Origin of the sequence: Streptomyces sp. NPDC101393 (assembly GCF_044767385.1) — a bacterium.
Taxonomy (GTDB): Bacteria; Actinomycetota; Actinomycetes; order Streptomycetales; family Streptomycetaceae; genus Streptomyces.
The window spans coordinates 775,712-801,917 of record NZ_JBIWNU010000002.1; the positions used below are offsets into that span (position 1 = coordinate 775,712).

Annotated in this window: 25 protein-coding genes; 10 read left to right on the forward strand and 15 right to left on the reverse strand. The window is 72.8% G+C overall.

The window, feature by feature from the left end:
* Window positions 1–68 precede the first annotated feature (68 nt).
* The 5 genes from ACIRQ7_RS09125 to ACIRQ7_RS09145 form a co-directional block, all read right to left on the reverse strand.
* A complete protein-coding gene (locus ACIRQ7_RS09125) occupies window positions 69–1,085 on the reverse strand; it encodes a lysylphosphatidylglycerol synthase transmembrane domain-containing protein (protein WP_401468039.1) in 1,017 nt (338 codons plus the stop codon).
* Window positions 1,082–1,957, reverse strand: coding sequence for an SAM-dependent methyltransferase (locus ACIRQ7_RS09130; RefSeq protein WP_404261108.1), 876 nt, complete (start codon window positions 1,955–1,957; stop codon window positions 1,082–1,084). Before ACIRQ7_RS09130 ends, ACIRQ7_RS09125 begins: the two co-directional genes overlap by 4 nt.
* Window positions 1,954–3,075 (reverse strand): glycosyltransferase family 4 protein, encoded by a 1,122-nt coding sequence (locus tag ACIRQ7_RS09135; RefSeq protein WP_404261110.1) that lies wholly within the window; start codon window positions 3,073–3,075, stop codon window positions 1,954–1,956. Before ACIRQ7_RS09135 ends, ACIRQ7_RS09130 begins: the two co-directional genes overlap by 4 nt.
* Window positions 3,072–3,470: a 6-pyruvoyl trahydropterin synthase family protein gene (locus tag ACIRQ7_RS09140; protein WP_404261111.1), complete on the reverse strand. Its 399-nt coding sequence runs from the start codon at window positions 3,468–3,470 to the stop codon at window positions 3,072–3,074. Before ACIRQ7_RS09140 ends, ACIRQ7_RS09135 begins: the two co-directional genes overlap by 4 nt.
* Before the next feature lie 75 nt (window positions 3,471–3,545).
* Complete coding sequence (locus ACIRQ7_RS09145; RefSeq protein ID WP_404261113.1) at window positions 3,546–4,532, reverse strand: zinc-binding alcohol dehydrogenase; 987 nt, start codon at window positions 4,530–4,532, stop codon at window positions 3,546–3,548.
* Between the two features lie 109 nt (window positions 4,533–4,641).
* Between ACIRQ7_RS09145 and ACIRQ7_RS09150 the strand changes: the two genes are divergently transcribed.
* Window positions 4,642–5,394 carry a CDP-alcohol phosphatidyltransferase family protein gene (locus tag ACIRQ7_RS09150; RefSeq protein ID WP_404261114.1) on the forward strand — a complete coding sequence of 251 codons (753 nt, stop codon included), beginning with the start codon at window positions 4,642–4,644 and terminating at the stop codon, window positions 5,392–5,394.
* A gap of 87 nt (window positions 5,395–5,481) precedes the next feature.
* Here ACIRQ7_RS09150 and ACIRQ7_RS09155 read toward each other — a convergent pair whose 3' ends face one another.
* The 3 genes from ACIRQ7_RS09155 to ACIRQ7_RS09165 all read right to left on the reverse strand — a co-directional run bounded on the left by ACIRQ7_RS09155 (window position 5,482) and on the right by ACIRQ7_RS09165 (window position 6,598).
* The gene (locus ACIRQ7_RS09155; protein WP_404261116.1) at window positions 5,482–5,661 is read right to left on the reverse strand and encodes a DUF6126 family protein; all 180 of its coding nucleotides are present in this window, start codon (window positions 5,659–5,661) and stop codon (window positions 5,482–5,484) included.
* Between the two features lie 329 nt (window positions 5,662–5,990).
* Window positions 5,991–6,401 carry an ArsR/SmtB family transcription factor gene (locus ACIRQ7_RS09160; RefSeq protein WP_401468021.1) on the reverse strand — a complete coding sequence of 137 codons (411 nt, stop codon included), beginning with the start codon at window positions 6,399–6,401 and terminating at the stop codon, window positions 5,991–5,993.
* Complete coding sequence (locus ACIRQ7_RS09165; protein ID WP_401468018.1) at window positions 6,398–6,598, reverse strand: hypothetical protein; 201 nt, start codon at window positions 6,596–6,598, stop codon at window positions 6,398–6,400. The genes ACIRQ7_RS09160 and ACIRQ7_RS09165 overlap by 4 nt, the downstream gene beginning before the upstream one ends.
* 295 nt (window positions 6,599–6,893) lie before the next feature.
* Here ACIRQ7_RS09165 and ACIRQ7_RS09170 point away from each other — a divergent pair, with 295 nt between their 5' ends.
* The 5 genes from ACIRQ7_RS09170 to ACIRQ7_RS09190 are packed head-to-tail and all read left to right on the forward strand — an operon-like array spanning window position 6,894 to window position 13,094.
* On the forward strand, window positions 6,894–8,174 hold the full coding sequence (locus tag ACIRQ7_RS09170; protein ID WP_404261118.1) for an ABC transporter substrate-binding protein: 1,281 nt from the start codon (window positions 6,894–6,896) through the stop codon (window positions 8,172–8,174).
* A gap of 56 nt (window positions 8,175–8,230) precedes the next feature.
* Window positions 8,231–9,187, forward strand: a complete 957-nt coding sequence (locus ACIRQ7_RS09175; protein WP_404261120.1) for a carbohydrate ABC transporter permease — start codon at window positions 8,231–8,233, stop codon at window positions 9,185–9,187.
* A 15-nt stretch (window positions 9,188–9,202) separates the two neighbouring features.
* Entirely contained in the window at window positions 9,203–10,096 is an 894-nt protein-coding gene (locus tag ACIRQ7_RS09180; RefSeq protein ID WP_404261122.1) for a carbohydrate ABC transporter permease, read from the forward strand.
* A 2-nt stretch (window positions 10,097–10,098) separates the two neighbouring features.
* On the forward strand, window positions 10,099–11,163 hold the full coding sequence (locus ACIRQ7_RS09185) for a LacI family DNA-binding transcriptional regulator (protein ID WP_404261123.1): 1,065 nt from the start codon (window positions 10,099–10,101) through the stop codon (window positions 11,161–11,163).
* Complete coding sequence (locus tag ACIRQ7_RS09190) at window positions 11,139–13,094, forward strand: cellulase family glycosylhydrolase (RefSeq protein WP_404261124.1); 1,956 nt, start codon at window positions 11,139–11,141, stop codon at window positions 13,092–13,094. The genes ACIRQ7_RS09185 and ACIRQ7_RS09190 overlap by 25 nt, the downstream gene beginning before the upstream one ends.
* Window positions 13,095–13,989: 895 nt before the next feature.
* Here the strand turns inward: ACIRQ7_RS09190 and ACIRQ7_RS09195 are convergent.
* Entirely contained in the window at window positions 13,990–14,907 is a 918-nt protein-coding gene (locus tag ACIRQ7_RS09195) for a siderophore-interacting protein (protein ID WP_404261125.1), read from the reverse strand.
* Window positions 14,908–15,059: 152 nt separating this feature from the next.
* On the opposite strand from ACIRQ7_RS09195, the gene ACIRQ7_RS09200 reads away from it, so the two are divergent.
* The gene (locus tag ACIRQ7_RS09200; protein WP_404261126.1) at window positions 15,060–15,854 is read left to right on the forward strand and encodes a TetR/AcrR family transcriptional regulator; all 795 of its coding nucleotides are present in this window, start codon (window positions 15,060–15,062) and stop codon (window positions 15,852–15,854) included.
* A gap of 285 nt (window positions 15,855–16,139) precedes the next feature.
* Window positions 16,140–16,373 (forward strand): hypothetical protein, encoded by a 234-nt coding sequence (locus ACIRQ7_RS09205; RefSeq protein ID WP_404261127.1) that lies wholly within the window; start codon window positions 16,140–16,142, stop codon window positions 16,371–16,373.
* 48 nt (window positions 16,374–16,421) lie between these two features.
* Here the strand turns inward: ACIRQ7_RS09205 and ACIRQ7_RS09210 are convergent, their stop codons facing one another.
* From ACIRQ7_RS09210 to ACIRQ7_RS09230, 5 genes are all read right to left on the reverse strand, one after another.
* Window positions 16,422–16,619, reverse strand: coding sequence for a hypothetical protein (locus ACIRQ7_RS09210; RefSeq protein ID WP_401468007.1), 198 nt, complete (start codon window positions 16,617–16,619; stop codon window positions 16,422–16,424).
* 133 nt (window positions 16,620–16,752) lie between these two features.
* Window positions 16,753–18,324 (reverse strand): amidase, encoded by a 1,572-nt coding sequence (locus tag ACIRQ7_RS09215; protein WP_404261129.1) that lies wholly within the window; start codon window positions 18,322–18,324, stop codon window positions 16,753–16,755.
* A complete protein-coding gene (locus tag ACIRQ7_RS09220; RefSeq protein ID WP_404261131.1) occupies window positions 18,321–19,550 on the reverse strand; it encodes an MAB_1171c family putative transporter in 1,230 nt (409 codons plus the stop codon). Before ACIRQ7_RS09220 ends, ACIRQ7_RS09215 begins: the two co-directional genes overlap by 4 nt.
* A 15-nt stretch (window positions 19,551–19,565) precedes the next feature.
* Complete coding sequence (locus tag ACIRQ7_RS09225) at window positions 19,566–20,111, reverse strand: hypothetical protein (RefSeq protein WP_404261132.1); 546 nt, start codon at window positions 20,109–20,111, stop codon at window positions 19,566–19,568.
* 49 nt (window positions 20,112–20,160) lie between these two features.
* Window positions 20,161–20,652: a hypothetical protein gene (locus tag ACIRQ7_RS09230; protein ID WP_404261134.1), complete on the reverse strand. Its 492-nt coding sequence runs from the start codon at window positions 20,650–20,652 to the stop codon at window positions 20,161–20,163.
* A gap of 300 nt (window positions 20,653–20,952) precedes the next feature.
* On the opposite strand from ACIRQ7_RS09230, the gene ACIRQ7_RS09235 reads away from it, so the two are divergent.
* The gene (locus ACIRQ7_RS09235; RefSeq protein WP_404261135.1) at window positions 20,953–22,677 is read left to right on the forward strand and encodes a GAF domain-containing protein; all 1,725 of its coding nucleotides are present in this window, start codon (window positions 20,953–20,955) and stop codon (window positions 22,675–22,677) included.
* 57 nt (window positions 22,678–22,734) lie between these two features.
* Here ACIRQ7_RS09235 and ACIRQ7_RS09240 read toward each other — a convergent pair whose 3' ends face one another.
* On the reverse strand, window positions 22,735–24,012 hold the full coding sequence (locus ACIRQ7_RS09240) for an SLC13 family permease (protein ID WP_404261136.1): 1,278 nt from the start codon (window positions 24,010–24,012) through the stop codon (window positions 22,735–22,737).
* 212 nt (window positions 24,013–24,224) lie between these two features.
* Here ACIRQ7_RS09240 and ACIRQ7_RS09245 point away from each other — a divergent pair, with 212 nt between their 5' ends.
* Complete coding sequence (locus ACIRQ7_RS09245) at window positions 24,225–26,177, forward strand: ABC transporter ATP-binding protein (protein WP_404261137.1); 1,953 nt, start codon at window positions 24,225–24,227, stop codon at window positions 26,175–26,177.
* Window positions 26,178–26,206 lie beyond the last annotated feature (29 nt).

Below are 26,206 nucleotides of genomic sequence, written 5' to 3' on the forward strand. Positions count from 1 at the left end.
CGCCGGTGCTGCTCGGCGACGGCGTCCCCGGCCTGCGGTTTCCCGGTACGCCCGTGATGCGGGAGGCGCTACGTCCGCCGCTGCGCCGCGACGCCCTCGGCGAGGACACGCTCTTCGAACTCGACCTGCGGACGGCCGGCGCGGTCGGCCCGCAGCCCGGCGGCCCACCGGACGAGCAGCACCGCGGCGCCCGGCAGACCCGCGACGAAGGCGAGCACGCCGTAGACCACTGAGGTGGCCAGCCCCTGCGGCGCGCCCAGCCCGGCGGTGCCGAACGCCCAGGCGGCGACGCCCTCGCGGGGGCCCCAGCCGCCGATGTTCAGCGGCAGCGCCATCGCGAGGAGCGCCAGCACCATCAACGGCACCAACTCGGCGGCCGGCGCGGTCGCTCCGGCGACCCTGGCGGCGAGCAGGAACATCCCGAGGTAGCCGGCGAGAACGACCAGGGACGAGAGGGCGATGCCGGGGAAGGCGGCGCGGGTGAGCAGGGCCCGGCGCGCCTCGGCCAGCGTGCCGCGCACCATGCGCCCGGCCCGTGATGTACCACCGCTCCAGCTCAGCCAGCCCGCGGTCGCGATCAGCAGCCCGCACACCAGGGCGGCGAGCAGCTCGGCGCCGGGCGTGGTCAGCGCGTGGCCGACCCGTGCCAGCACCGGGGACGGGTCGGCGAGCAGGACCACCACGCCCGCGACGAGGAGGACGAGCTGGCCGGCGGCGCGTTCCAGGACCACCGCGCGTATGCCTCGTGCGACGTCCCCTTCGTCCCGGCCGTGCCCCACGGCGCGGTGGACGTCGCCGAGGACGCCGCCGGGCAGTGCGGCGTTCAGGAACAGCGCGCGGTAGTAGTCGGCGACGGCTTGCCCCAGGGGCAGTCGCAGACCGAGGCCACGGGCCACCAGGCACCAGCGCCAGGCGCTGAACACCGTGGTCAGCAGGCCGAGGGCGAGGGCGGCCAGCAGTGTGCCGGCGTCGATGGTGCGCAGTCCGTCGAGGAAGGCGCCCGTTCCCATGTGCCACAGCAGAGCGGTGAGGATGCCCGCACCGGCGAGCATCTTGAGCCACGCCCAGGCGGATCGCTTCGTCACACGGCCCCCGAGGGTATGCGGGGCAGCGCCAGCAGATCGGTGTGGTGCACCGCGACGTTCAACTCACCGGCCGCGCAGGTCTCCAGGCGGCGGCGCAGATAGGCGTCGGCGCGGGGCCCGAGTTCAGGCCGGGCCTCGCGGGCGGCACCGACCCAGCCCCGCAGCCAGGCCGCGGTCAGGGCCGCCTCGGGGCTGCCCAGCCGCCAGGGGCTGGCCTGCACCCGGACCGTCGCGCCGCGCCGCTCGAACGCCTCGGTCGCCACGGCGATCGCGTCCGGACCGAGCAGCCGGCGGCCCCGGTCCGTGCGGCGCTGGTGGTCGTCGAAGGCGGCGGCGAGTTCGGCGTCGAGCGGGTCGGACGGGGAGAGCTCGACGTGTCCGGCCACCGAGAGGGCCAGCAGCACCGGGCAACCGGCGTCGGTGCAGGCCTCGGCGAGGTCCTCCACCTCGGCGTGCGTGAGCAGGTCGAGCAGTGCGGAGGCGGTGACCAGCGAGGTGCCGGCCAGGTGCTCCGCGGTGAGGCGGGCGAGGTCGCCGCGCTCGGTGGCGGCCGTAACAGGGGAGCCGTCGGCGGCGGTTGCGGGCATCCGGCGGCCGGCGTGCTCCAGCAGCAGTGGGTCGTGGTCGTGCAGGATCCAGTGCTGCGGGCCGGGCAGGCGGACCGCGAGCCAGCGTCCCATGGAGCCGGTGCCGCAGCCGAGGTCGCGGATCACCAGTCTCCGGGGGCTGCCCGGCCGGCCCGTCGGTGGCGGCAGGGGTGTCAGCCGCTCACGCAGCGGGCGCAGCAGCTCGGGAGCGCGGGCGGCGGCATCGGCACGCTCCCTCAACTCCAGCCATTCCGGGGCGAATCGGGGTCGTTCTGCCGTGTTCACGCGGCTCTCCTGGGTTCGTGCCGAAGTCGTTCCAGCACCCTGGCCAGATTGCGCGACGTCATCTCCCACCCCTCCAGCATTGCACGACGCCCTCGGGCCGAGGCCTGCAGCCCGCGGCGCAACTCCGGGTCGGTCAGCCAGCGCTGCAGCGCGGCGGTGAGCGCCGCCTGGTCCTGCGAGGGTACGAGGAGCCCCGGCACGCTGCCGTCGGCGGCCCGGCCGACGGCTTCCGGGACCCCGTCCACCGCCGTCGCCAGCACCGGAATGCCCCGCGCCAGCGCCTCGGTGACCACCATGCCGTAGGTCTCGGCGTACGACGCGAGCACCAGGAGGTCGGCGGCGGCATAGCGCGCGTCCAGCTCCGCGCCCGTCCGGGGGCCCGTGAGCCGGATCCGCTCCGCGAGGCCGAACCGGGCGATTTCGCGCCGCAGTTGGGCGACGTAGCCGGGATCGCGGTCCAGCCCTCCGACGAGATCGCAGGTCCAGGGCCGGTCGGCGAGCGGCGCAAGGGCCCGCACCAGTCGGCGCTGCCCCTTGCGCGGGGTGACGGACGCGACACACAGCAACCGGGTGGCCCCGTCGCTGCCGGGGGCGCGCGGGGCGGCGTCCACGCCCGGCGCGGCGACATGCACCCGGGCCGGATCGAGCCCGTGGTGGGCGACGAGGCGGCGGGCGGCCCATTCACTCGTGACGATCACCGCCCGTACGGCGTGCAGGGTGCGGCGCTCCAGGGCGTCCAGCTCGGCCGCCCGTCCGGGGGCGAGCCCGGTCTCGTCGGCCAGCGGGAGATGGACGAGGACGGCGAGCGTGAGCCGGTCGGCCTCGGGGAGGAGCGCGCCGGGGGCGCCGCAGGCGAGGATGCCGTCCAGCAGGACCACCGCGCCGTCCGGCAACTCGCGCAGTATTCGCGCCGGTTCGGCGTCCGCGTCGGCCGCGCGTGAGCGGCTCTTTCGCACCGTGTGGCGGCGCACCTGCCAGCCCGCCGCGGGGAGTTCGCGGCAGACGCGGTTGTCGTAGGTGTTGCCGCCGCTGGGCGCGGCCGGGTCGTCGACGTCGCCGGGCAGCACGAAGTGCACCGTGCGTTCCGCCGCCGGAGGGGGCCCGCCGGACCGGGTCACAGGGTGCGCTCGTACGTCGCCCACGCGATATGCGATTCATGCAGCGTGACCGAGATGCCGGACAGCTCGCGCGCACCCTCGCCGAGGTTCCCGGCCTGCACCCGGTCCGCGAGCCGGTCGGCGATGACCTTGGCCAGCGCCTCCGTCGAGGTGTTGATGCCGGTGAAGGCCGGTTCGTCATCGAGGTTGCGGTAGTTGAGTTCGCCGACCACACCGCCGAGTTCCTGGGTCGCCAGGCCGATGTCGACCACGATGTTGTCCGCGTCGAGTTCGGCGCGCCGGAAGGTGGCGTCCACGATGAAGGTCGCGCCGTGCAGGCGCTGCGCCGGCCCGAAGACCGCACCGCGGAAGCTGTGCGCGACCATCAGGTGATCGCGGACGGTGATGCTGAACAAGGGTTCCTCCACGGGGTAGCGGATGTGCTGGGCGGTGCGGCTGCGGTCAGCGGTCGGGCACGGCGGCCTCGGAGGCTACTCGGCGGCGGCGTCGTAGCGGATGCGGTGGCACAGCGCCGGCAGCTCCCCCGCGGCGAGCCGGGGCAGCAGCGCCGGCAGGTCGTCGAAAGCGGACTCGCCGGTGATCAGCGCGTCGAAGGCGGGGTCGGCGAGCAGGTCGAGGGCGAGCGCCAGCCGGTCGGCGTAGCTGCGGCTGCCGCGGCGGGCCGGGGAGACCGCGCCGACCTGGCTGCTGCGGACCACGAGCCGGCGGGAGTGGAAGGCCTCGCCCAGCGGCAGGCTGACCTTCCGGTCGCCGTACCAGCTGAGCTCGATGACGGTGCCTTCCGGGGCGAGGAGTTCGAGGGACCGGGCGAGCCCTTCCTCCGTGGCACTGGCGTGCACCACGAGGTCGCAGTCGCCCAGTGCGTCACCGGGGAGCGCGAAGTCCACACCCAGCGCTTCGGCCACCGCGGCCCGTTCCGGATTCGCGTCGACCAGCTGCACCCGGACCGCCGGATACTTGGCGAGGATCGCGGCGACCCCGCTGCCGACCATCCCGGCGCCGACCACGGCGATCCGGTCACCGATCAGCGGCGCGGCGTCCCACAGGGCGTTCACCGCGGTCTCGACCGTGCCGGCCAGGATGGCGCGGGAGGCGGGGACGGAGTCGGGCACCGGGGTGACGGCGCCCGCCGGGACGACATAGCGCGTCTGGTGCGGATAGAGGCAGAAGACCGTACGGCCCAGGAGCGCCCGCGGGCCGTCCTCGACGACGCCGACGTTGAGGTAGCCGTACTTGACGGGTGCCGGGAAGTCACCGTCCTGGAACGGTGCCCGCATCGCGGTGTGCTGGCTCTCGGGGACACCGCCGCGGAATACCAGGGTCTCGGTCCCGCGGCTGACACCCGAGCAGAGTGTGCGCACCGTCACCTCGCCGGCGCCGGGGTCCGGCAGCGCCACGCTCCGGATCTCGCCCTGACCTGGTGCGTTGAGCCAGAAGGCACGGGCGACGCGCGGCATCGGGGCCCTCCTGGACGCTATCGCGATCGTTCATGAATGCTGGAGATCATTGTGCCGCCGTCACGATACGCGGCACTCTTCGACTCCGCCACAAGTCCCGGGAGGCGCGGTGGCCCTGCAAGAGCGCTATGGAACACGGCCGTTCGGGCCGGACACCACTGCGGGCGTGGGCGTGCAGATGGTGCTGCTGGAGGTGATCTGCCGGGCGGTCGGGCTGGGGCCCGCCGGATGGCTGACGGGTTCGGCGTTCGCCGTCGCGACCTGGGCCGCTCTCACCCACGCCCTGCGCCGCTCGTGGACCCGTTCGTTCGGGCCCGCCAACCGCGTCACGCTGGCCCGTGCGACGCTCGTCGGCGGGGTGGCCGCGCTGGTGGCCGACTCCTTCGGCGGACAGGCCCCGGTCGAGGCACTGATCGGCCTGGCCACCGTCGCCCTGATCCTGGACGCCGTCGACGGGCACGTGGCACGCCGCACCGAAACGGCGACACCACTGGGCGCACGCTTCGACATGGAGGTCGACGCCTTCCTCATCCTGGTGCTGTGCGTGTACGTGGCGACACCCCTGGGCCCATGGGTGCTGTGCATCGGCGCCATGCGGTACGTCTTCGTCGCGGCGTCCTGGCTGCTGCCCTGGATGCGCGGCCCGCTGCCCCCCAGCCCGGCCCGCAAGACCGTCGCGGCGCTGCAGGGAATCGTGCTGGTCGTGGCGGGCGCCGGAATCGTGCCCCGGGCGGCCGCCTTCGCCCTCGTGGCCGCCGCCCTGGCGCTGCTGACCTGGTCGTTCGGCCGCGACACGGGGTGGCTGTGGCGGAGCAGGTGCCGCGAGGCGGCGGCCCGCGGGGCCGGGGCCACGGCGGTATGAGGGCCGGAATGGCAGGGGCGCGGGCCGGGTGCGCGAGTACCCGGCCCACCAGCGCCTCTCGCGCCTCCTCCGTCGTCCGCCTCTCCGTTACGTGCCCGCGTGCCGGCCCAGGTAGACGACCAGGACCAGGAAGACGAGCAGCAGTTGGGTGACGACGATGTAGAGCAGTATCCGTCGCCACAGGCTGCGGCGGACGGGTAGGGAGAGCGGCCGTACCGCGCCGGGCAGTCGGGCCAGCTGCGTGCCGGGGCGGACGGCGGGGGTCACGTTCGTGCCGTTCCTCCGGACACCGCAGCGCGGGGAGCTGCGAGGCCGGGCCACGATCTCCGGGCAGGTGCGGCCGCGTCCGGGTGCGGTGCCCAACGGTCCTCGTCCGTGGTGGCGTCCGCGGCAGGGCCGCCCCGAGGCCGCCGGTATGCAGGTGCGTGAGCGGACCGCCCGCCACGGCGGCGGTCCCTTACGCCTCGATGCGCCGGCCATCCGCGATCACCCGGCCCCCGCACCGGACGGCCGACGCCGGCCGTGGCAGTGCTCCGTGCGGACACGAGGGTGACCGGTGGCGGACCGCGGTGAGGCGGCGGACGGGCGGACGTACCTCACGACACCGCTCCCACACCGCCGGCCGCCGGCACACCGCGATCCGCCACGCCGCGGTCCGCGGACCCGCACGCCTCGGCGTCCCGCAGCTCGGCGAGCAGCGCGTGCTGTCCGGTGAGCACATCGGCCAGGACCCGGCGGGCGGCGCGCAGCAGCTCGGTGACGTCGCCGCCGGCGAGTTCGTAGACGACGGTGGAGCCGGTGCGGGTCGCGGTCACAATGCCCGATCGGCGCAGGATCGCGAGCTGTTGGGAGAGCGCGGCCGGTTCGACCTCGATGGCGGTGAGCAGGCTGCGCACCGGAAGGGGGCCGTCCTGGAGGAGCTCCAGCACACGGATACGGACCGGATGGCCCAGCATCCGGAAGAATTCGGCCTTCGCCTGATAGAGCGGGACCCACGCGCCGTTCACGCCGACGCTCCGTTTCCGGGCTCCGCAGCGGGCCCCGCATCCGGGTCGACGCCGACATTGCGGGCCACCCGCACCGCGTCGTCCAGTTCGTCCTCCGCCACGGCGGTCGCGTAGGCGTCGTCCGCCGCCCGCGCCGCGGCGAGGGCCGCGCGGGCGTCGCGCACCCGTTCCTGTACCGATTCGGCGAAACCGCCCACGCATACCCTCCGCGTTCCGAACGACCGGCTATCGCGTCACCTGTTGAATTGCGTACTTCTGCAACTGTAGACGACGGGGGCGGGTCGCTTGAACGGGTGTGACGGACGAGTTTTCAGCCCCGCGGCCGGACGCCCCAGGCCTTCGGCGCGGCGGCGGGCCGCCCGCCGCTCCCCCTCCCCCGGGCGCCTCCCGTCCGCCGGCCGGCAGCAAGGGCAGCAGGGGTATTGACGCGGGACAGGCCCCTGCATAGCTTTCCGGTGTACCGATACACCAACCCCCATCTGGAGGTCCCGGGTGAGCCCTGCGTTGAGTCGCCGCCGGTTCCTGGCAGGGACAACTGCCGCGCTGGCTCCGGCCCTTGCCGGCTGCGGCGCCTGGGGTGCCGCGGCCGACGACCCCCACACCCTGGTGGTGCACAGCCAGCTCGCCGGCATCGCCCCCGGCGCACCGACCTTCCGGTCCGTCATCCGGGAATTCGAGCGCAGCCACCGCGGGGTCACCGTCCGGCACGTCACCAATGGCGACGACCTCTCGCAGGTCTACGAGACGGCCAGGCTCGCCGGCAAGGAAGCCGACATCGCCATGGTCAACCTCTACGACAAGACCCTGGCCTGGACGGACGTGCAGGCCACCGTGCCGGTCGGCGGATATCTCGACGACTGGGGGCTGAGCGAGCGGGTACTGCCGGCGGCGCTCCAGGAGTGGACGGACGGCGACGGGCGGTTGCGCGCCTTCCCCTACTTCGGCACGAACTGGCCGGTGGCGTTCAACCTCGACCTGCTGCGCGAGGCAGGCATCGAGGAGCCGCCGACCTCGGTCGACGGGCTGATCGACGCCGCCGACGCGCTGCGCGGACAAGGCCGCACGCCGGTCGCGATCGGCGGCAACGACTGGACCGGGCAGAAGCTGCTGGCCCAGATCATCCAGACGTATCTGCCGCGCGCGGACGCCGCACGGCTCTTCACCTCGGGCGACTTCGGCGAGGCGGGCGCGATGCGCGGCATCGAGCTCTTCACCCAGCTGCGGGACGCCGGCGTCTTCGCCGACAACGCACAGGGGCTGACCTCCGACTCCATGACCACGCAGTACAACTCCGGGCGGGCGGCGGCGGAGTCGGCGATGTCATCGGCGCTGGCCAAGGTGCCGAAGCGGACGGCGGCGGTCACCCGGGTGGGCGGCTGGCCGGTGCCCGGCGACGCGGCCCACGACCGGCCGACCGTGCTGCGCGCCCACACCGTCTGCGGGCTGTGGGTGAGCCCGAACGGCCGCAGGAAGCTGCCGCTGGTCGAGAAGTTCGTACGGTTCCTCTACCGGCCCGAGGTGATCTCCCGCTTCGTGACGGAGGCGGGCCGGGACATGTCCGTACGGACGAAGACCCTCAGCACCGACTTCCCGCTGGTCGCCAAGGCGCAACGACTGTCTGACAACGATGTCAGCCAGGTGCTGCTGCCTGATCTCTACGTACCGGCGACGGCCACCACCGCTCTCATCCAGGCCACCAGCACCGCCTTCCGGCCCGGCACCGGCGCACGGGCGATCAGCCGTGCGCTGCAGAGCGCCTACCGCGGCCGCTGACCGGAACGCCCGCATCCCCCGTATGCCCGTCCCTTGCCCGCAGAAGGAGAGAGCCGATGACGACCGCGACCGGCACCGCATCGCGGCAGTCCCGGCCGGCGGCGCCCGCCGCCCGGTCCGGGCAGGGCCCGCGCCCGCCCGAGAAGTCCGCGGGGCGCGGACCGCGCAGTACCCTGCTCGCGGTCCCCGCGCTCGTCTGGTACCTGCTGTTCATGATCGGCCCGCTGGTCGCGATGTTCGTGATCGCGGCACTGCGCTGGCCCGGCATGCTGCAACCGCGCAGCTTCGCCGAAACCGCCAACTACCGTACGGTGCTGGCCGATCCGGTCTTCTGGGACGCGACCCGCAACAGCCTGGTCCAACTGGCCATCGCACTGCCCGTGATGATCCTCTGCGCGTACATGCTGGGCTACTACGTCGCCCAACGCCCGCGCGGACACCGGGTGCTGCGATATCTGCTCTTCGTCCCGGGGCTGATCTCGACACCGGCCAAGGCCATGGTGTTCTACGCGGCCCTCTCCCCCGACGGGCTGGTCAACACCGGCCTGCACGCCACCGGGCTCGGCTCGCTCGCCACGACCTGGCTGGCCGATCCGGGCACCGCGCTGTACTGCCTGATCGCCGTGGACATCTGGAGCGGAGTGGGCTTCACGGCCGTGCTGTTCGCGGCGCGGCTCGGCAGTGTGCCGGAGGAGATGGGCGAGGCGGCGCAGCTGGACGGTGCCGGGCACTGGCGGACGATGTGGCGCATCCACTTCCCGGTGATCCGGGACTACGTCGGGGTCGTCACGATGCTGCAGTTCCTGTGGACGCTGTTCGGATCGGCGCAGATGGTGCTGCTGCTCACCCAGGGCGGGCCCGGCACCTCGTCCACCACCCTGTCCTTCCTCGTCTATCAGAAAGCCTTCATCGAGGCCGACCTCGGCTACAGCCAGGCCGTGGGCGTGCTGCTGTTCCTTTTCGGCCTCGCCGGGATGCTGCTGATCCGCCGCTCGCTGAAGCAGAACTACTGACCGGGAGCACTTGTCATGAAGGCCACCGCACCGCCGCGCCGCCGTCTCCTCGGTCCGGCCGCCCGGCCCGCCGCCACCCGCCGCCGGCGTGGCCGGTCCTGGCTGCCCGCGCACCTCCTCGCCTGGGGCTACACCGCCCTGCTCGCCGTACCGCTGTACTACTTCCTCGTCTCGGCGTTCAAGGACAACGACGCGATCTTCGCCGACCCGCTCGGTCTGCCGTCCGGCCTCTCCCTGGACAACTTCACCGACGCGTTCGGCAACGCCGACCTGGGCCTGGCGATCGCCAACTCCGCGCTGGTCACGGCGTTCGCGCTGGTACTGACGCTGGGGCTGGCGGTCCCCGCCGCCTTCGCGCTGGCCCGCTCGACCGGCCGGGCGGCGGCCGTCATGGAGCGGATCTTCTCGCTCGGCTTCCTGATCCCCACCTTCGCCGCGCTCTTCCCTACCTTCCTGCTGGCCGCCGTCACCGGGCTCTACCAGACACGGGCCTTCATCGTCCTGCTGCTGCCCGCCACCGCGATGCCGCTGTCGATCGTCATCCTCACGCAGTTCATGCGCACCATCCCGCGGGAGATGGAGGAGGCGGCGCGGATGGACGGCGCCGGCACCTTCGCCGTACTGCGGCACGTCTACGCGCCGATGTGCGGCCCCGGCATCGCCACCGTCGTGCTGCTCAACTTCCTCAGCTTCTGGAACGAATACCTCTACTCGCTCATCATCATCGGACCCGACCCGGCACAGCGGACCATCCAAGTCGCCCTGCCCACCCTGAAGTCGGTGACCGGCACGCAGTACGGCGTACTGACGGCGGGCACGGTCCTCACCCTCATCCCCGTCTACGTCGTCTACACCGTGCTGCAGAAGCGGATGCAGCAGGCACTGATCAGCGGTGCGGTGAAGATGTGACCATGACACCGTCCAGCCGCCCCACCATCCGTGACGTCGCCGCCCGCGCCGGTGTGTCGACGACCGCCGTCTCCAAGGTCTTCAACGACACCGGGCGGATCTCCGCGCCGACCCGTGAGCGCATCCTCGACGCCGCCGCCGCACTGGGCTGGCAGCCCAGCGCCACCGCCAGCGCCCTGAAGAATTCCCGTACCCGCACCGTCGCCCTGGTGGCGTTCCGCTCCCCCGATCTGCTGGGCACCGACCCGCACTTCACCGAGCTGATCGGCGGCCTGGAGAGCGAACTCTCACCGCGCGGCTACGGTCTGCTGCTGCATCTGGTCGCGGACCGCGCCGCGGAGAGCGCGACCTACGAGCGGCTGGCGCGCGAGCGCCGCGCCGACGGTTTCGTGCTCACCGAGAGCCGGATCGGCGATCCCCGCTACGCGCTGACACGCCGCCTCGCAATGCCCGCGGTGCTGCTCGGCACGCCGTACGACGAGGACCCGATTCCGCATGCCGCGCTGCCGCAGCCGGAGGCGGGGGTGCGGGCCGCGGTGCACCATCTGGCCGGGCTCGGGCACCGCCGGATCGCCTACGTCGCGGGCCCCGACGACCGGGTGCACACGGTGTTCCGGCGCCGGGTGTTCCAGGACGCGGTGGCCGAGGCCGGGCTGCCGCCCGCCGAGACGCTGACCACCGACTTCACCGAGCGCGGTGCGGTCCGCGCCACCGAGGAACTGCTGCGACGGCACGCCCCGCCCACCGCGATCGTCTACGCCAACGACTCGATGGCGGTGTGCGGCATGGGCACCGCGCAGCGGCTGGGCCTCTCGGTGCCCGCGGACGTGTCCGTCATCGGCTATGACGACTTGCCGGTGTGCCGGTGGGTGCATCCCCGGCTCACCACCGTTGACCAGCACGTCTCCCAGGCGGGGGCGGCCGCGGCCCGTGCGCTGCTCGCCCTGTGCGGCGAGCGGATCGACACCCCGCCGCTCGGCCGCCCGCCCCAACTCGTCATCCGCGAATCCACCGGCCCCTCACCCCAGGAGATCACCGCACCATGCAGCGCACCACCGCCCGCCTGACCCACGACGCGTCCGTGTCCCCCTGGCTGGGCGCCAACTTCTGGTCCCGTACCGGCGGCCCCCTGATGTGGCGCTCCTACGACCCGAAGGTCGTCCGCGAGGAGCTGGCCGTGCTGGCCGACCACGGCCTGAACATGACCCGCTCGTTCTACTACTGGCCGGACTTCATGCCCGCGCCCGACCGGATCGACGAGGAACTCTCCGACCGCTTCCTGGACTTCCTCGACGCACACACCGAGGCCGGGATGAAGACCGTGCCGACCTTCATCGTCGGCCATATGTCGGGCGAGAACTGGGACCCGGCGTGGCGCGCGGGCCGGGACCTGTACGCGGACGTCTGGATGGTCGGCCGGCAGGCCTGGTTCGTACGGGAGATGACCGCCCGCCACCGCCACCACCCCGCCGTCACCGGCTGGCTGATCAGCAACGAGATGCCCGGCTACGGCCGTGTCCAGGGCGAGGCGCCGCCGCCCGCGGAACTGGTCACCACCTGGTCGCAGTTGATGGTGCAGGCCGTCAGGTCCACCGGTGCCCGGCAGCCGGTGTCGTTGGGCGACGGCGCCTGGGGCATCGAGGTCACGGGGCGCGACAACGGCTTCTCTGTGCGCGAGACCGGCAAGGAGGTGGACTTCGTCGGGCCGCACGTCTACCGCATGGAGACCGACCGGATCCGCCAGCACCACCGCGCCGCCTTCGAATGCGAACTGGCCTCGGTCGCCGGGAAGCCGGTGGTCCTGGAGGAGTTCGGGCTCTCCACCGACTTCGTCTCGTCGGAGAACGCCGGCCACTACTACCGCCAGTCGCTGCACAATTCCCTGCTCGCCGGGTCCACCGGCTGGATCGCCTGGAACAACACCGACTACGACGCCCTCGCCGACCAGTCCCCCTACGACCACCACGCCTTCGAGATGCATTTCGGCATCACCGACAGCACCGGACGCCCCAAGGCGCCGCTCATTGAACTGGCCGCGTTCTCAAAGGTGTTGCGGCAGGTCGACTTCGACCGCTGCCACCGCGAGGACACCGATGCCGCGCTGGTCGTGCCCGCCTTCCTGGAGCGCGGCTACCCCGTCGGCTACGCGGCCGACCGCCCGGTCGTCTTCGCATCGCTGCGCCAGGGCTACACCACCGCCCGCCTCGCCGACCTCCCGGTGGCCGTCACCCGTGAACAGGACGGCCTGGACCGCTCCGGCAAGCTCTATCTCCTGCCCTCCACCCGCCAGCTCCTCGCGCCCACCCGCCGCGACCTGGAGGAGCTGGCCCGCGACGGCGCGACGGTCTACCTCTCGTACTGCTCGGGCGAGACCGGGACCACCCGCGGCCCCTGGTTCCAGGGCCTGGACGAACTCTTCGGCGTACGGCTCCAGTTGTCGTACGGCCTGGCCGAAACCATCGAGGACGACGTCGTCGAGCTGACCTTCACCGAGGACTTCGGCACCCTGGCGGCCGGTGAGGTGCTGCGGGTACGCGCATCGGGCAGCGATGACGCCCGCGCCTACCTGCCGGTGGTGCCGGACGGCGCCCGGGTCGTCGCGGTCGACGGCCACGGCCGGCCGGCCCTGCTGCGCCACCGCCTCGGCGCGGGGGAATCCGTGCTGTGCACCTATCCGCTGGAGTACATGGCGGCCCGCACCCGCAAGGTCAACCCCGACGACACCCACCGCCTGTACTCCGCGCTCGCCGAGGTCGCCGGGGTGCGCCGCCCGGTCGTCGTGGACTCCCCGTACGTCGGCGCCGACACCGTCGCGCACGAGGACGGCCGACGCTTCACCTGGCTGGTCAGCCAGAGCGAGGAGGAGGCGACCGTGCACCCGGCCGGCGCCACCGGCGAAACCTTCCACGACCTGGACAGCGGCGCCCGGGTGGACGCGGTGACCCTCGCCCCCTTCGGCGTACGGGTGCTGGAACTGCGGGGAGGGGCGGCGGCTTAAGGTCTGTCCGGGCGATCAGGGCAGGCCAGGACCTGGCTGAGGCAGGCGACGGACGGCAGCGGCGGCAGCGGCAGCGGCCATCCCTTCAACGCGGGGTCGACCGTGGCGTGTTCCCCGCCTGCCCGGCTCACCCGGATGCCCCCGGCCCACCCAACTCGCGCGGCCCACCTGGTTGGCCGGCTGGCCGGGCTCGCCCGGCTGGCCCGCTCGCCGCGCTGGCCCCGCTCGCCCCGCTCGCCCGGCTGGCCCGGCTGGCCCGGCTGGCCCGGCTGGCCCGGCTCACTGGGATCGCGCGGGCGAGGCAGAGGGCCGTGGGCGAGGCGGCGTAGGGAGCGCAGTAAGCGCGACGGACACGGCGGTCGCGACGGGCAGCGGCAGGGCGGACAGCAGGGCGGCTGCGGCAACCGAGGTGAGGACGCCCCCCCACCCCCCACCCCCACCCCCCGTCACTTACCCGGGCCCAGGCGTTGTCCGTGAAGTCCGGCGGACTTGCGGAGTTTCCGCAGGGATGGCGGAGCTCACGAGCGAACGCAGAGCCCCGGCTGTCCGATGGGCGAGCGGACAGCCCCCGACCGCGCAGCCCAGCGTGGCCCGGCGTGCTCAGCCCAGCGTGGCCCGGCGCAGCGTGGCCCGGCGCAGCGTGGCCCGGCGCAGCCAAGCACCGGGAGGGCGACGCCCCCGATCCCCGATCCCCGATCCCCGGTCAAGACTGTCGGCTCCGGGCCGGCGCCCGCGCGCGACGCAGCATCGCGCATGGCGCACCGCACATGGCGCACCGCGCATGGCGCATCGTGCAGCGGTGCTGCGCACCGCGCCGGCCCGTCCACCGCGTAGGCCACGGCGCCCCGCCCCTGCTCGGAATTCGGCCGTGGCGACGGCAGTTCCCGCGGTCGCCTCAGCCGGGCCGCTGGGGCGACCGTGCTCGCGCCTCCTCTTCCGCGGCCGCCACCCGCTCCTGCGCCTCGGCCAGGTCTTCCTCCGTCGGGGCATCGTCCTGGGTGAGCCGGCGGCGCCAATAGCCGCTGAAGTCGATCTGTCGTTTGCCGATGCCACGCTCCTCGACCAGATGCCGGCGCAGCTCGCGCACCGCGCCTGCCTCGCCCGCGAGCCACGCGAACACCGAGCCGGAGGGGAACGAAGCTTCGCGTACGGCGTTCAGGAGCGCGCCGCCACCCCTGGCCGCCGTGGTGTCGTCGCGGTGCACCCAGTGAACGGTGAGGTCGGCCGGGCTGGTGAGCGGCTGCTCCTCAGCGGCGTTCGCCACCTCTATGCAGGCAACTGCCCGGCTGCCCCGGGGAAGTGACTCGACGAGGGAGCCGATGGCCGGCAGAGCCGTCTCGTCCCCGGCGAGCAGCAGCCAGTCGGCGGAGTCGAGCGGCAGGGGCTTGGCGTATATCGCCGCCGGCCCGTAGCGGGCGAGGGTGTCCCCCACCGTCGCGGTGGACGCCCATCGGGTCGCCGGGCCGGTCTCTTCGTCGGCCGCCGACGAGGAGGCGCCGTGCAGGACGAAATCGATGGTGATCCGATGCCGCTCGGGGTCATAGGACCGCACCGTGTAGCTGCGCATCCACGGGCGCTCCTCCTCGGGAATGGCGAGGAATGCCTGGTACCAGCGCATCACATCGCCGTCCGCCTCCACTGCCGGGAGGCGGGGCGCCGACTGGCCGGGCCTGGGGAAGCAGAGTTTGAGCTGCTGGTCGGGCCAGGTGGGGAAGTCCTCCAGCCCCTCCCCGGCGAACGTCATGCGCGTCATCTGCGGAGTGATCCGCCGGACGCCGGTGACTGTGATGAGCGCGACGGGCACGTCCGTCATCGGATCCTCCTGGGAAGCGGGGCGCGAAGCAGAGCCGGACACAGGGCGAGAGGGGTCGGCGGTCCATTCGCGGAGTCATCCCACCCCTCCTGATATCCTTATGCCGTAAAGAGTTCAGTGACGACGTTACTTTATGCCGTAAGGAGTCGCAAGTGGTTCTGTTCGCGGGGCAGGGCGACGCCCGCCGTTCGATGTCGTTGCTGTGGCGGGCCGAGGCCTCGGCCGAGCCGCGCCCGACGCGTGGGCCCAAGCCCGCACTGAGCGTGGATGCGATCGTCGACGCCGGGATCGCGGTGGCCGACGCCGACGGCATGGCGGCCCTGTCGATGCGGGCGGTCGGCGAGAGCCTGGGCCGCACGGCGATGGCGCTCTACACCTACGTCCCCAGCAAGAGCGAGCTGGTGGATCTGATGTACGACCGGGCGCTGGCCGAGCTGCCCACCGACTACGACCTCACTCCGGGCTGGCGGGCCGCCGTGACCTCCTGGGCCGAGGACACCTGGGAGTTCTACCTGCGCCACCCCTGGGTCCTGCAGGTGTCCCAGGCGCGGCCGGTGCTCGGCCCCAACGAATACCGCTCCCTGGAGACGCTGGTACGCCTGCTGTACGCCACGGAGTTGCACTCCGCCGTGCTGCGGCGCATCGTCGGGGCGCTCTTCCACTTCGTCCGGGGCGCGGCGCGGACCGTCACGGAATCGCGGCTGGCCGCGGCGATGACGGGCGTGACCGACGAGGAGTGGTGGCAGTCCCGTTCCACGGTGCTCGGCGAGGTCGTCCCCGACTTCCCGCATCGTTTCCCGCTGTTGGTCCGCCTGGAGACCGAGGGCGCCTCACCGGACGCGGACGGTTCGGTCCCCTACATGGAGCGGGAGGCGAAGACGACCTTCGAGGTCGGCCTCGCCGTCCTCCTGGACGGGATCGAGACGACCGTGCGGAAGAACCGCTGACCCGTCGCAGCGCATCCACCCCATCGGCCACTGCCACCGCAGCCACCGCGCAAGAGCGCGGCGCCGCACACGTCCGAACACCGACCGCACGCCCTCCCCGCACGCCGGAAGAAGGCCATCCGCAGGGGCGTGACGGGAGGCCCGGTCCGGCCGTCCGCGCCTCGTCGACGGCGCCGCGCACCACGGGCGGGAACGTATCTTCTGCCCGTCACCGGCGCAGGGGCTTCTGGCAGTCGTCGCCGCCGTGCCCCGCAACCCGGGGGCTGGTCTCCCGGTTGAGTCCGCATGGACGCCAAGCAGACCGCCGCTCACCCCTTCCAGCGGCTCACCCTCCCGCACCAGCCCCCGCCGCCGGCCACCCCGCACCCATTGCGGCACGTGGAGGAGCCGACGCCGATCTTCGATCAGCTGCTGCGGGAGTGGCGGGCCGGCGCACTCCGGCCAGTCGTGTCCTGGCCGGTCGACGATCCCGCGAAGGGCCGGCCGGGGGCGGGCGTGGTGGGCGAGGACGGCCGCTGATTGCCCGTCATGCGGCCCTCGCCCGAGGCCGCGTCAAGCCGCCTGCCGTCATACGGCCGCGGCCACTCCGGCAGCCGCACGCTCCGCCCGGGAGGCCAGCCGCAGGGCGAGAGGCTTGGCGGACCACTCCCGGCCGCCGTCGGGCGGCCGCAGATACACCTCGCCGAAGCGTTCGGCGTCCTCCATCACCTGCCCCACCTGGCAGCGCTCCTTGTCCCACACCCAGGCACCTTCGCGGTAGGTCATCCTCTTCCCCCTTACGGGTAGCCAACTCCCGTTGTCATCTTGTCAGTTGCTGGTCAGGCATCACTGTTGTGCCGGTGCGGGCCCGCCCCGCCCCACCCCCGTGGAGGCCGGACGGGCCCGGGTCAGGGGCGGCTCATCGCGCCGGGTGGGCGGGCGGCCGCACAGGCTCCGGCAGGAGCCGCGCGAGGTGCTTCGCCACGTCGATGACCGTGCGGTCGGCGAGGTACGGGCCGACGATCTGGATGCCCAGCGGCAGGCCGTCAGCGGTCTTCCCGGCAGGAAGCACCACGGCGGGGAGCTTGACGTGGCTGGTCATGTTCAGCCAGGTCGTCTGGGCGAAGTAGGGGCGCTTCTCACCGTCCACCGTGATGTGGCGCTTCGGGACCGGGGTGGACGTCTGGTCGGCGACGGCGGCCGTCGGCGCGGCCGGGGTGATGAGCACGTCGTGCGTCTCGAAGTAGCGGGCCCAGTGGCCGCGCAGCTTCTCGCGCTCCTCGTTCGCGAGCATCCAGTCCCGGTGACGCATGGTCCGCGAGTGGAGGAAGAGGCCGCTCGGGTCGTCGGCCGGGATCTTGGCGGCAGCCTCGACGTCGGCCGCGAAGCCGGCGTCGTCCGCGGTGGCGCTCGCGGTGGCGTACATCAGGCGCTGGAACAGGGTGTCGCTGTCGGCCAGGTCCACCGGGCGGGTGGCGTCGTCGATCGTCGCGCCGGCCGAGCGGACCAGATCGGCGACGGTGTCGAGGAGGGCCCGGGTGTCCTTGTCGACGTGGCAGTACGGATCGTCCTGCCAGAGGCCGATCCGGTAGTCGCCCAGCCGGCTGTGCCTCGGCGCCGGGAGGTTGATCTGCCAGGCGGCGGCCTCGTCGGGCGCCGGGCCCACGAGCACGTCCAGCAGGAGTTCGAGGTCCTCGGGCGTCCTGGCGAGCGGGCCGAGGGTGAGCATGTCGGAGCTGGTGAGCCAGTCCGGCGGGCGCGGGATGTGGCCGCGGGTGGGGACGATGCCGAAGCTCGTCCGCAGGGCGTACACACCGCAGTAGGCGGCGGGCAGCCGCAGCGATCCCGCGAGGTCGCTGCCGACTTCGAGGCTGGTGAGGCCCGCCGCCACCGCGGCGGCCGGGCCGCCGGAGGAGCCGCCGGCGGTGCGGTCCGCCGCGTACGGGTTCTTCGTCGTGCCGAAGAGCGGGTTGCTGGTCTGGATGTCCTGGCACATCGTCGGCACGTTCGTCTTGCCGATGATGACGGCCCCGGCCGCGCGGAGCCGGGCGACCGCGTCGGCGTCCCGATCGGGGACGTGGTCGGCGAGACCGGGAGAGCCGCACGTCGTGCGCATCCCGCGCGTCTCCAGGGCGTCCTTCACGGTGAGGGGCAGACCGTGCAGCGGCCCCAAGGTCTTGCCGGTCTCGGCCAGGTGCCGGTCGGCCTTGTCCGCGGCCGCGCGGGCGCCCTCGGCGTCGAGCGTCACCACGGCGTTCAGGCCCGGGTTGACCCGCGAGTGGTGCTCCAGGTACTCCTCGACGAGGTCACGGCTGGACACCGCGCCCCGGCGCAGCGCGGCGACCTGTTCGCGGGCGGGCGCCAGGTGGAGCGCCTTGCGCCGGGTGGACCCGGCGGCTGCGCCGCGCGGGCGCGCACCGGCGGGGGACGTCATGGTGACCGCTGCGACAACGGCCGTGGCGGCGACGAGCAGGGTGCGGCGGACGATCACGTGCGGGCTCCTGAGGTGGGGCTGGCGGAGTCGGAAGCGGCACCGGTCTCCAGCCGGGGCGGGCTGAAGTACGCGGCGACGCGCTGGAGGTGCAGCAGCTCCTCTTCGGTGGTGGCGAGGGGCAGTTCGGCTTCCGCGTCGGCGTATTCGGCCGGGGCGTCGACGGGGTCGTTGCGGTGGTGGCGGATCAGGGCGTCGTGGATCTGGTCGGCGGTGACGGCCGCGGCGAGCCTCGCTCCGGTCAGCCCTTCCGTACGGCGCCGGTTCTCGGCCGCCGACCGTGCGGCGGGGTCGAGGTAGCGGCGCAGCAGTTTCTGGCCGTCCCGGATCTCGACCCGGCGGCGCAGCAGCGGGAAGTGGGCGCTGCGGCGGTGCAGGATGTCGTCGCGATGGCGGGCGGGGCGGCGCAGCACGATGCCGGAATCCGCCCGGTCCATCGCGCGCCACAGGTGGCGCAGGCGCCGGTAGCGCAGATGCGCGGTGGTCCAGTCGCGGGCGGACCGGGTACCGGCGGTCAGGGTGGGGAGGAAGTATCCGATCTGGGTGAGGGTGGAGCCCACGTCCCCGCACAGCCATGCGTACGGGTCGAGGCTCTTCACGCTGAAGCCGAAGACGGCTCCGAGGACGGCGCCGATCCGGATGGCGCTGTAGCCGAGGGTGACGAGGGCGCCGACGCTGATGAGCCGCAGCCCCCAGGCGATCGACGAACCCGCGGCGTTCCGGGCGTACTTCCAGCACGAGCGGGCGAGGTAGAGCTCCGCGACGGTGTATGTGCCGATGTAGAGCGTCATGTACGCCTGGAAGAACGGGTCGTGGGCGTAGTAGAGGGAGAAGTCGGCGGGCCGTTGGGTGGCCGGTGTGAGGAGCGCGAACAGCACGACCATGACGGCGATGACGACGGCCGCCGCGGTGAGCAGTGCGCGCCTGCGGCGCCGGGCCACGGCGGGCGTCCGCGACCAGTGGGCGAGGACGATGGCCTGCAGGGCGAAGACGAGGATCACGCTGCTCTGGGCCAGCGGTACGGCGATGTTGGTGACGCCGAGGGTGCTGTCGATGCGCACCCACACCCAGGTGAGGGACACGGCGTAGCTGAGCGCGGAGAAGAAGTAGGTGAATGCCAGCGCGACCAGCGCGGGGTCGCGGCGGTCCCGGCGCAGGTCACGCAGCAGGAAGAGGAGCCCGGACCCGGCAATCGCCAGACACAGGGGGTGCAGGATGTCTTTCACGAGGGCCTTATCCGGTCAGCGCAGCAGGGTGCGGGCTATCGGGTCGGCGCCCCGGTGACTGCGGGAGGCGGCGGAGCCGGAGAGGTCAACGTGTTCCTGCAGAAGTGATCCGAGCATCTCCGCTTCCAGCTCGTCCGGGTCGGAGTAGCGGGTGCGGCCGAGCACCAGCTGGACGGTGGCGGGGTCGATGTCCGTGATCAGCCCGCCCAGGTTCCCGGCCGGCAGCTGGGCTCCGCCGGGGTGGCGCTTGAGCATGTGGGCGAGTTCGTGCCCGATGATGGCGTCCGCGTGGGCCCGGCTGATGCTCGGGTCGTAGAAGACGTAGTCCGTGGTCTCCGTGGCCAGCCACAGGCCGCAGGGCGCGGAGGAGTCGAGCGCGTCCGGGTCCGCGGGGTCGGGGGCGGCGGGCATGAGGCGGATCGAGCGGTCGAGCCGCCGCTCCACGAACGGCACCAGGTCCTGGACGCTGTCGGCGGGGGGAAGGTCCAGTTCGTGGACGAACTCCCGGCTGCGCCGCTCTACCTCGTCGGCGACTCCGTGGTCACGGCGTCGGCCCCACATGCGGACCCCTCTCACGATCGGCTGGACTGGAACGGACACGGCACCCGGATCACGGCAGGTTCTGTTCGGGCTCGGCCGGCAGGCCTTCCTGCTGACGTACGGCGTCGATGGCCTTCAGCACTTCACCCAGGCTCTCGTCGGACAGCCCGATCGCGCGCAGGGCGACCTGCTTGACGCCGGCCCGGCTCAGCTTCCGCAGCAGCTCGAACTGCGCGGTGACCTTGCGGGTGATCTCGTCCTCGACGAAGTAGCCGGCTTCGACGCCGAAGAAGCGGGCCAGGAGCGGCACCAGGGTGATGGTCGGGGTCCGCTGGCCGTTGCGCAGCATGCCGAGGTAGGCGCCGGTGTAGCTGTCGTCGCCGTAGGAGGAGATGGTCCGGGCGACGTGGGCGTTGCTGAACTCCTTCGCGCCCGGCGGCCGTACGCGGTCGAAGAGGTAGTTCAAGCGGTCGGCGAAGGAGGCTCCCGGCCCCGGCACGGGCACGGCCGCGAGGGGCTTCTCCGGCATCCCGGCGCCCGGCGGCACGTCTTCCTGGATCACGCTGCGCTGCCCCCTCCCGTTTTCCCTAAACTATAGTTGACGGTGCCACAGCAGGCGGTCCGGATTCAAGTCCTCGCGGGCCCCGGGACGGGTCTCGGGCGCCTCTCCGCGGCGGAGGCGGGTCGCCGCTCACCGCCGGGCCGAGCCGGTGGCGATCCGGCGCGAATGCCACTCTTCCGGTCGAACTAGACTGTCGAAACCACCCAAAAGCGTGAGGTGCGTCCTGAAACCGCACGGTGAGCACGGCCACGTCCCGCACCACCCCCGTGGCCGCTTCGCCGCCGAGGAGAAGCCGGACCGATGCCGCAGTACCCGTACGCCCCTGACCCGTCCGCCGCCTCCCCCGCCGCCGACACCGCGAACACCTCCGACACCTCTGACACCTCCGACACCGCGGCCGAGCTGGCCGAACGGACCACGCAGAGCCTGTGCGACCTGGCCGGCGGGCCGATCTCGCGGCTTCCGCAACTGCTGGAGGCGATGGTCCTCGTCGGATCCGACCTGGATCTGCACAACGCGCTGGACCGCATCGCCGAGACCGCCGCATCCCTGACCGGCGCGCGGTACGCCGCCGTGGGGATCCGCGGCGAGGACGGCGAGGGGCTGTCCGACCTCATCACCTTCGGCGTCTCCCCCGAGGACGAGCGGCGGATCGGGCGGCTGCCGGACGGCCACAGCGGCGTCCTCGGCGCCCTGCTGCGCGGCGCCGAGGGGATCCGGATCGCCGATGTGACGACCGATCCGCGCACCCTCGGCCGGCTCCCCGACGGGCATCCGCCCCTCCGTTCCTTCCTCGGGGTGCCCATCCGGGTGCAGGGCGAGATCTTCGGGAGCCTGTACCTCGCGGAGAAGGCCGACGGCGGCGAGTTCAGCGCCGAGGACCTCCATCTGGTGCGGGTGCTGGCCACGGAGGCGGGTATCGCCATGGGCAACGCCCGGATGCACTCCGCGGCCCGGCAGCGGCGGCGCTGGATCGACGGCGCCGCGTCCGTCACCACCGCGCTGCTCGCCGGCCCGGACACCCGGTCCACCACCGAGCTCGCCCTCACCGTCGTCGCGGAGAAGGGCCGCGAACTCGCCGAGGCGGCGACCGGCGCGGTCCTGCTGCCCCACGCGGAGGGCGGCATGGACGTCGTGGCGATCTCCACCGAACTGTCCGACGCCGTACGGAGCGAGGCCTACCGCGGAAGGATCCCTCCGGAGAGCCCGGTGGTGCACCAGATACGCGCCGGACTCGCCGTCTTCACCGACGACTTCGCCGCGGACCCTCGCTCGATCTCCCCGATGGCCCGCTACTACGGCCCGACGATGCTGCTGCCGCTGCGCAGCAACGGGCGGGTGCTGGGCGCGCTCGCGCTCTGCCGGCTGTCCGGGGACCGCACCTTCAGCCACAGCGAACGGACCCTGGCGACGCAGTTCGCCTCGCAGGCCGCGCTGGCCCTGATGCTCGCCGATTCGCACCGCGACCGCGAACGTCTCGCCGTCCTCGAAGACCGCGACCGGATCGCCCGCGATCTGCACGACCTCGTCATCCAGCGGCTGTTCGCCACCGGAATGATGCTGCAGAGCGCGCAGCGCAAGGCCGTCGTACCGGAGGTCCGGGAGGGGGTCGGCCGGGCCGTGGACGAACTGGACGCGACGATTCAGGAGATCAGGACCACGATCATCGCGCTGCAGCAGACACCGTCCGAAGCGCAGCCCGGTCTCCGCACCCGGCTCCTGCGCGAGGCGGGCGCGGCGGCCGCGGCACTCGGCCGCCGTCCGTCGGTGCGGTTCGTGGGCCCGGTGGACGCGCGGGTCGGCGACGGGTGCGGACGGGAGCTGGTGGCGGCGCTGGGCAGCGCGCTGGCGGAGGTGGCCACGTCCACGCCGCCGCCCTCGTCGCGTACCGAGGTGGTGGTCGATACGACCCGCACCCTGCCTGATGGCCGGGCAGGGGTACGGCTGACGGTGACCTGCGAAGGCGGTACGGACGGGGAAGGGCGCGCGGACGTCCGGCTGGTGCGGGACCTGCCCCTCACCTGACGCGTAGGACGCCCCCGGGCGTCGGGGAACCGCCGGCGCGAACCACCCCCGGCGCGCTCAGGTGCCGATGACGCGCAGCCCCAGCCACAGGCCGACCGTCGAGAGCGCCAGGGTGGCGGGGACGGTGAGCAGGCCGAGGCGGGTGAAGGTCGGCAGGTCGGGCGCGGTTCCGTGGTCGTGCAGGATGCGCCGCCACAGGAGGGTGGCCAGGGAACCGACGTAGGTCAGGTTCGGGCCGATGTTCACCCCGATCAGCACTGCCAGGACCGGGCCGGTCCCGGACTGGGCCGCGACGGGGAGCAGCGCGAGCACCGCGGGCAGGTTGTTGATCAGGTTGGCGAGCAGCGCGGCGAACGCGGCCATGCCGAGCAGCGCGGGCAGCGAGGAGCCGTCGGGGAGCAGCCGGTCCACGGCGTCGCCCAGGCCGTTGTCGACGACTGCCTGGACCACGACGCCGAGGGCGAGGACGAAGACGCAGAACAGCGGGTTCGTCGCCTTGACGAGCTGCGCCGGCGTCGTCTCCCGGCGGCTCAGCGCGCGGACGGCGAGCACCAGGGCCCCCGCCAGCGCCGCCCACGCCGGGTTCAGACCGGCGAACGAGGTCACCACGAATCCGGCGAGGGTCAGGGAGAGCACCACGAGCGCGAAGACCGGGACCGGTGGGGGCGCAGCCCCGGAGTCCGGGTTCCGGGCGTGCTCGTCGGGTCCGGCGGCCGGTGTCAGGTCCCGGGCGAAGAAGCGCCGGAAGACCAGATATTCGACGACGACGGCCACCACCCAGGGCAGCGCCATCAGCGCCGCGAACCGGGTGAAGGAGAGCCCGGCGGCGGACAGGGCCAGCAGGTTGGTGAGGTTGGAGACCGGGAGCAGCAGCGAGGCGGAGTTCGCCAGGTGGGCGCAGGCGTAGAGGTGCGGGCGGGCGCGGGCACGGGCCCGGACCGCGGTGGCGAGGATCACCGGTGTCAGCAGCACCACGGTGGCGTCCAGGCTCAGCACCGCGGTCACCGTCGCGGCCAGCACGAACACCCCGGCCAGCAGGCGGCGCGGCCGGTTCGTGCACATCCTGGCCAGCGCCGCGCCCGCCGCCTCGAAGAGGCCCTCCCGGGCGCAGAGATACGCCAGTGCCAGCACCGCGGCGAGAAACCCGACGACCGGCAGCAGGCTGTGCACCTGGGCCCAGGCGTCGGACAGCGGTACGGCGCCGGCCAGGACCACGATCGCCGCGGCGGGCACGGCCGCCACCGCCTCACTGGCACCGCGCGGACGGCGTACGGCGAAGCCCAGCACTCCCAACAGCAGGAAGAGGGACAAGGTCTCGGCCACGGCGGTGCTCACAGCCGAAAACTACAGGTCAGCTCGACGCTCCCGGCCCGGCGGGTCGGAAGGCCGAGGGGCCGCCCGCCCGATTCGTCCGCGTTCGGCGGGCCACGGGAGGGTGAGCGGCGAGGAATCGCTTGACCTCAAGTTTGGTTTAGGTCCTAGGTTCCTTTCATGTCGCCGGTCAGCCACGGCGATCCCGTCACGACCCGATACTCAGGAGGCCGCAAATGGACATGGAAGTCACCGCCTGGCATTCGCTGCACAGCACCATCACCGCGCAGCAGGGCCGGCGTTCCTTCTCCCGCGCGACCCTGCGCCGCATCGCGGCCTTTGCCCGCCCGCACCGCCGCCACCTCGTGTGGTTCCTGGTGCTGAGCACCGTCACCGCCATGATGGCGGTGGCCACCCCCCTGCTCGCCGGGCGGGTCGTCGACGCCATCGTCAAGGGCGATTCATCGGGCATCGTGCTCGGACTGTCCGGGCTGATCGCGGGCATCGCCGTCGCCGAGGCGGGGTTCGGTCTCCTGACCCGCTGGCTGTCGGCGAGCATCGGTGAAGGGCTGATCCTGGATCTGCGGACGACCGTGTACGACCACGTGCAGCGGATGCCCGTCGCCTTCTTCACCAGAACCCGTACGGGTGCGCTGGTGAGCCGCCTCAACAACGATGTGATCGGCGCCCAGCGGGCGTTCAGCGACACCCTGTCAGGGGTCGTCAGCAATATCGTGACGCTGCTGCTCACCCTCGTGGTGATGCTGAGCCTGTCGTGGCAGATCACCCTGATCGCGCTGGTGCTGCTGCCGGTGTTCGTCCTGCCCGCCCGCCGCGTCGGCCGGCGGCTGGCGGATCTGCGCCGCGAGGGCGCCGACCACAACGCCACGATGGGGACGCAGATGACGGAGCGGTTCTCCGCTCCGGGCGCCACCCTGGTCAAGCTGATGGGCCGCCCGCAGCACGAGTCCGCCGAATTCGCCGCCCGGGCCGGCCGGGTGCGGGACATCGGCGTCCGCTCGGCGATGGTGCAGACGTACTTCGTCACCGCCCTCACCCTGGTCTCGGCCCTGGCACTGGCGGTGGTCTACGGACTGGGCGGCTTCCTGGCCCTGCGCGGACAGCTGGAGGCCGGCGCGATCGTCTCGCTGGCACTGCTGCTCACCCGGCTCTACGCCCCGCTGACCGCGCTGTCCGGCGCACACATCGAGGTCATGAGTGCGCTGGTCAGCTTCGAGCGGGTCTTCGAGGTGCTGGACCTCAAGCCGCTGATCACCGAGAAGCCGGATGCCCGAGCGGTGCCCGAGGGGCCGGTCTCGGTCGAATTCGACTCCGTACGCTTCGGCTACCCGTCCGCCGACAAGGTCTCGCTCGCCTCCCTGGAGGAGGTCGCCACACTCGACACCCGGGGCGGCGAAGAGGTCCTGCACGACATCTCCTTCCGCGCCGAGCCGGGCCAGATGGTCGCCCTCGTCGGCTCCTCGGGCGCCGGCAAGTCGACCATCGCGCAACTCCTGCCGCGGCTGTACGACACGGACGCAGGCGCGGTCCGGCTGGGTGGCACGGATGTCCGTGAGCTGACCGCCGCCTCGCTCCGCGAGGTGCTCGGCATGGTCACCCAGGACGGGCACCTCTTCCACGACTCCATCCGCGAGAACCTGCTGCTGGCCAAGCCGGAGGCGACCGAGGACGAGCTGTGGAGCGCACTGCGCCGGGCCAGGCTCGAGCAGCTGATCGCCTCCCTCCCCGACGGGCTGGACACCGTCGTCGGCGAGCGCGGCTACCGTCTCTCCGGCGGCGAACGGCAGCGCCTGACCATCGCGCGGCTGCTGCTCGCCCACCCCCGCGTGGTGATCCTGGACGAGGCCACCGCCCACCTGGACAACACTTCCGAGGCCGCCGTGCAGGAGGCCCTGGCCGAGGCGCTGGTGGGCAGGACCGCGGTGGTGATCGCGCACCGGCTGTCGACCGTACGGGCCGCCGACCTGATCCTCGTCGTCGAGGCCGGGCGGATCGTCGAGCGCGGTACGCACGAGACGCTGCTGGCGGCGGACGGCCGCTACGCCGAGCTGTACCGGACGCAGTTCGCCACCCCGCACGGCCACCCGGACGCCGGCCCGGACGCGCCCCCGGTCCAGGACCCGGACACGGGCCCGGAGTTCGCCGGGGAGACCGCTCTGGTGCGGTAACGCCGCGCCCGGAGGTCCCCGCCTCTTGG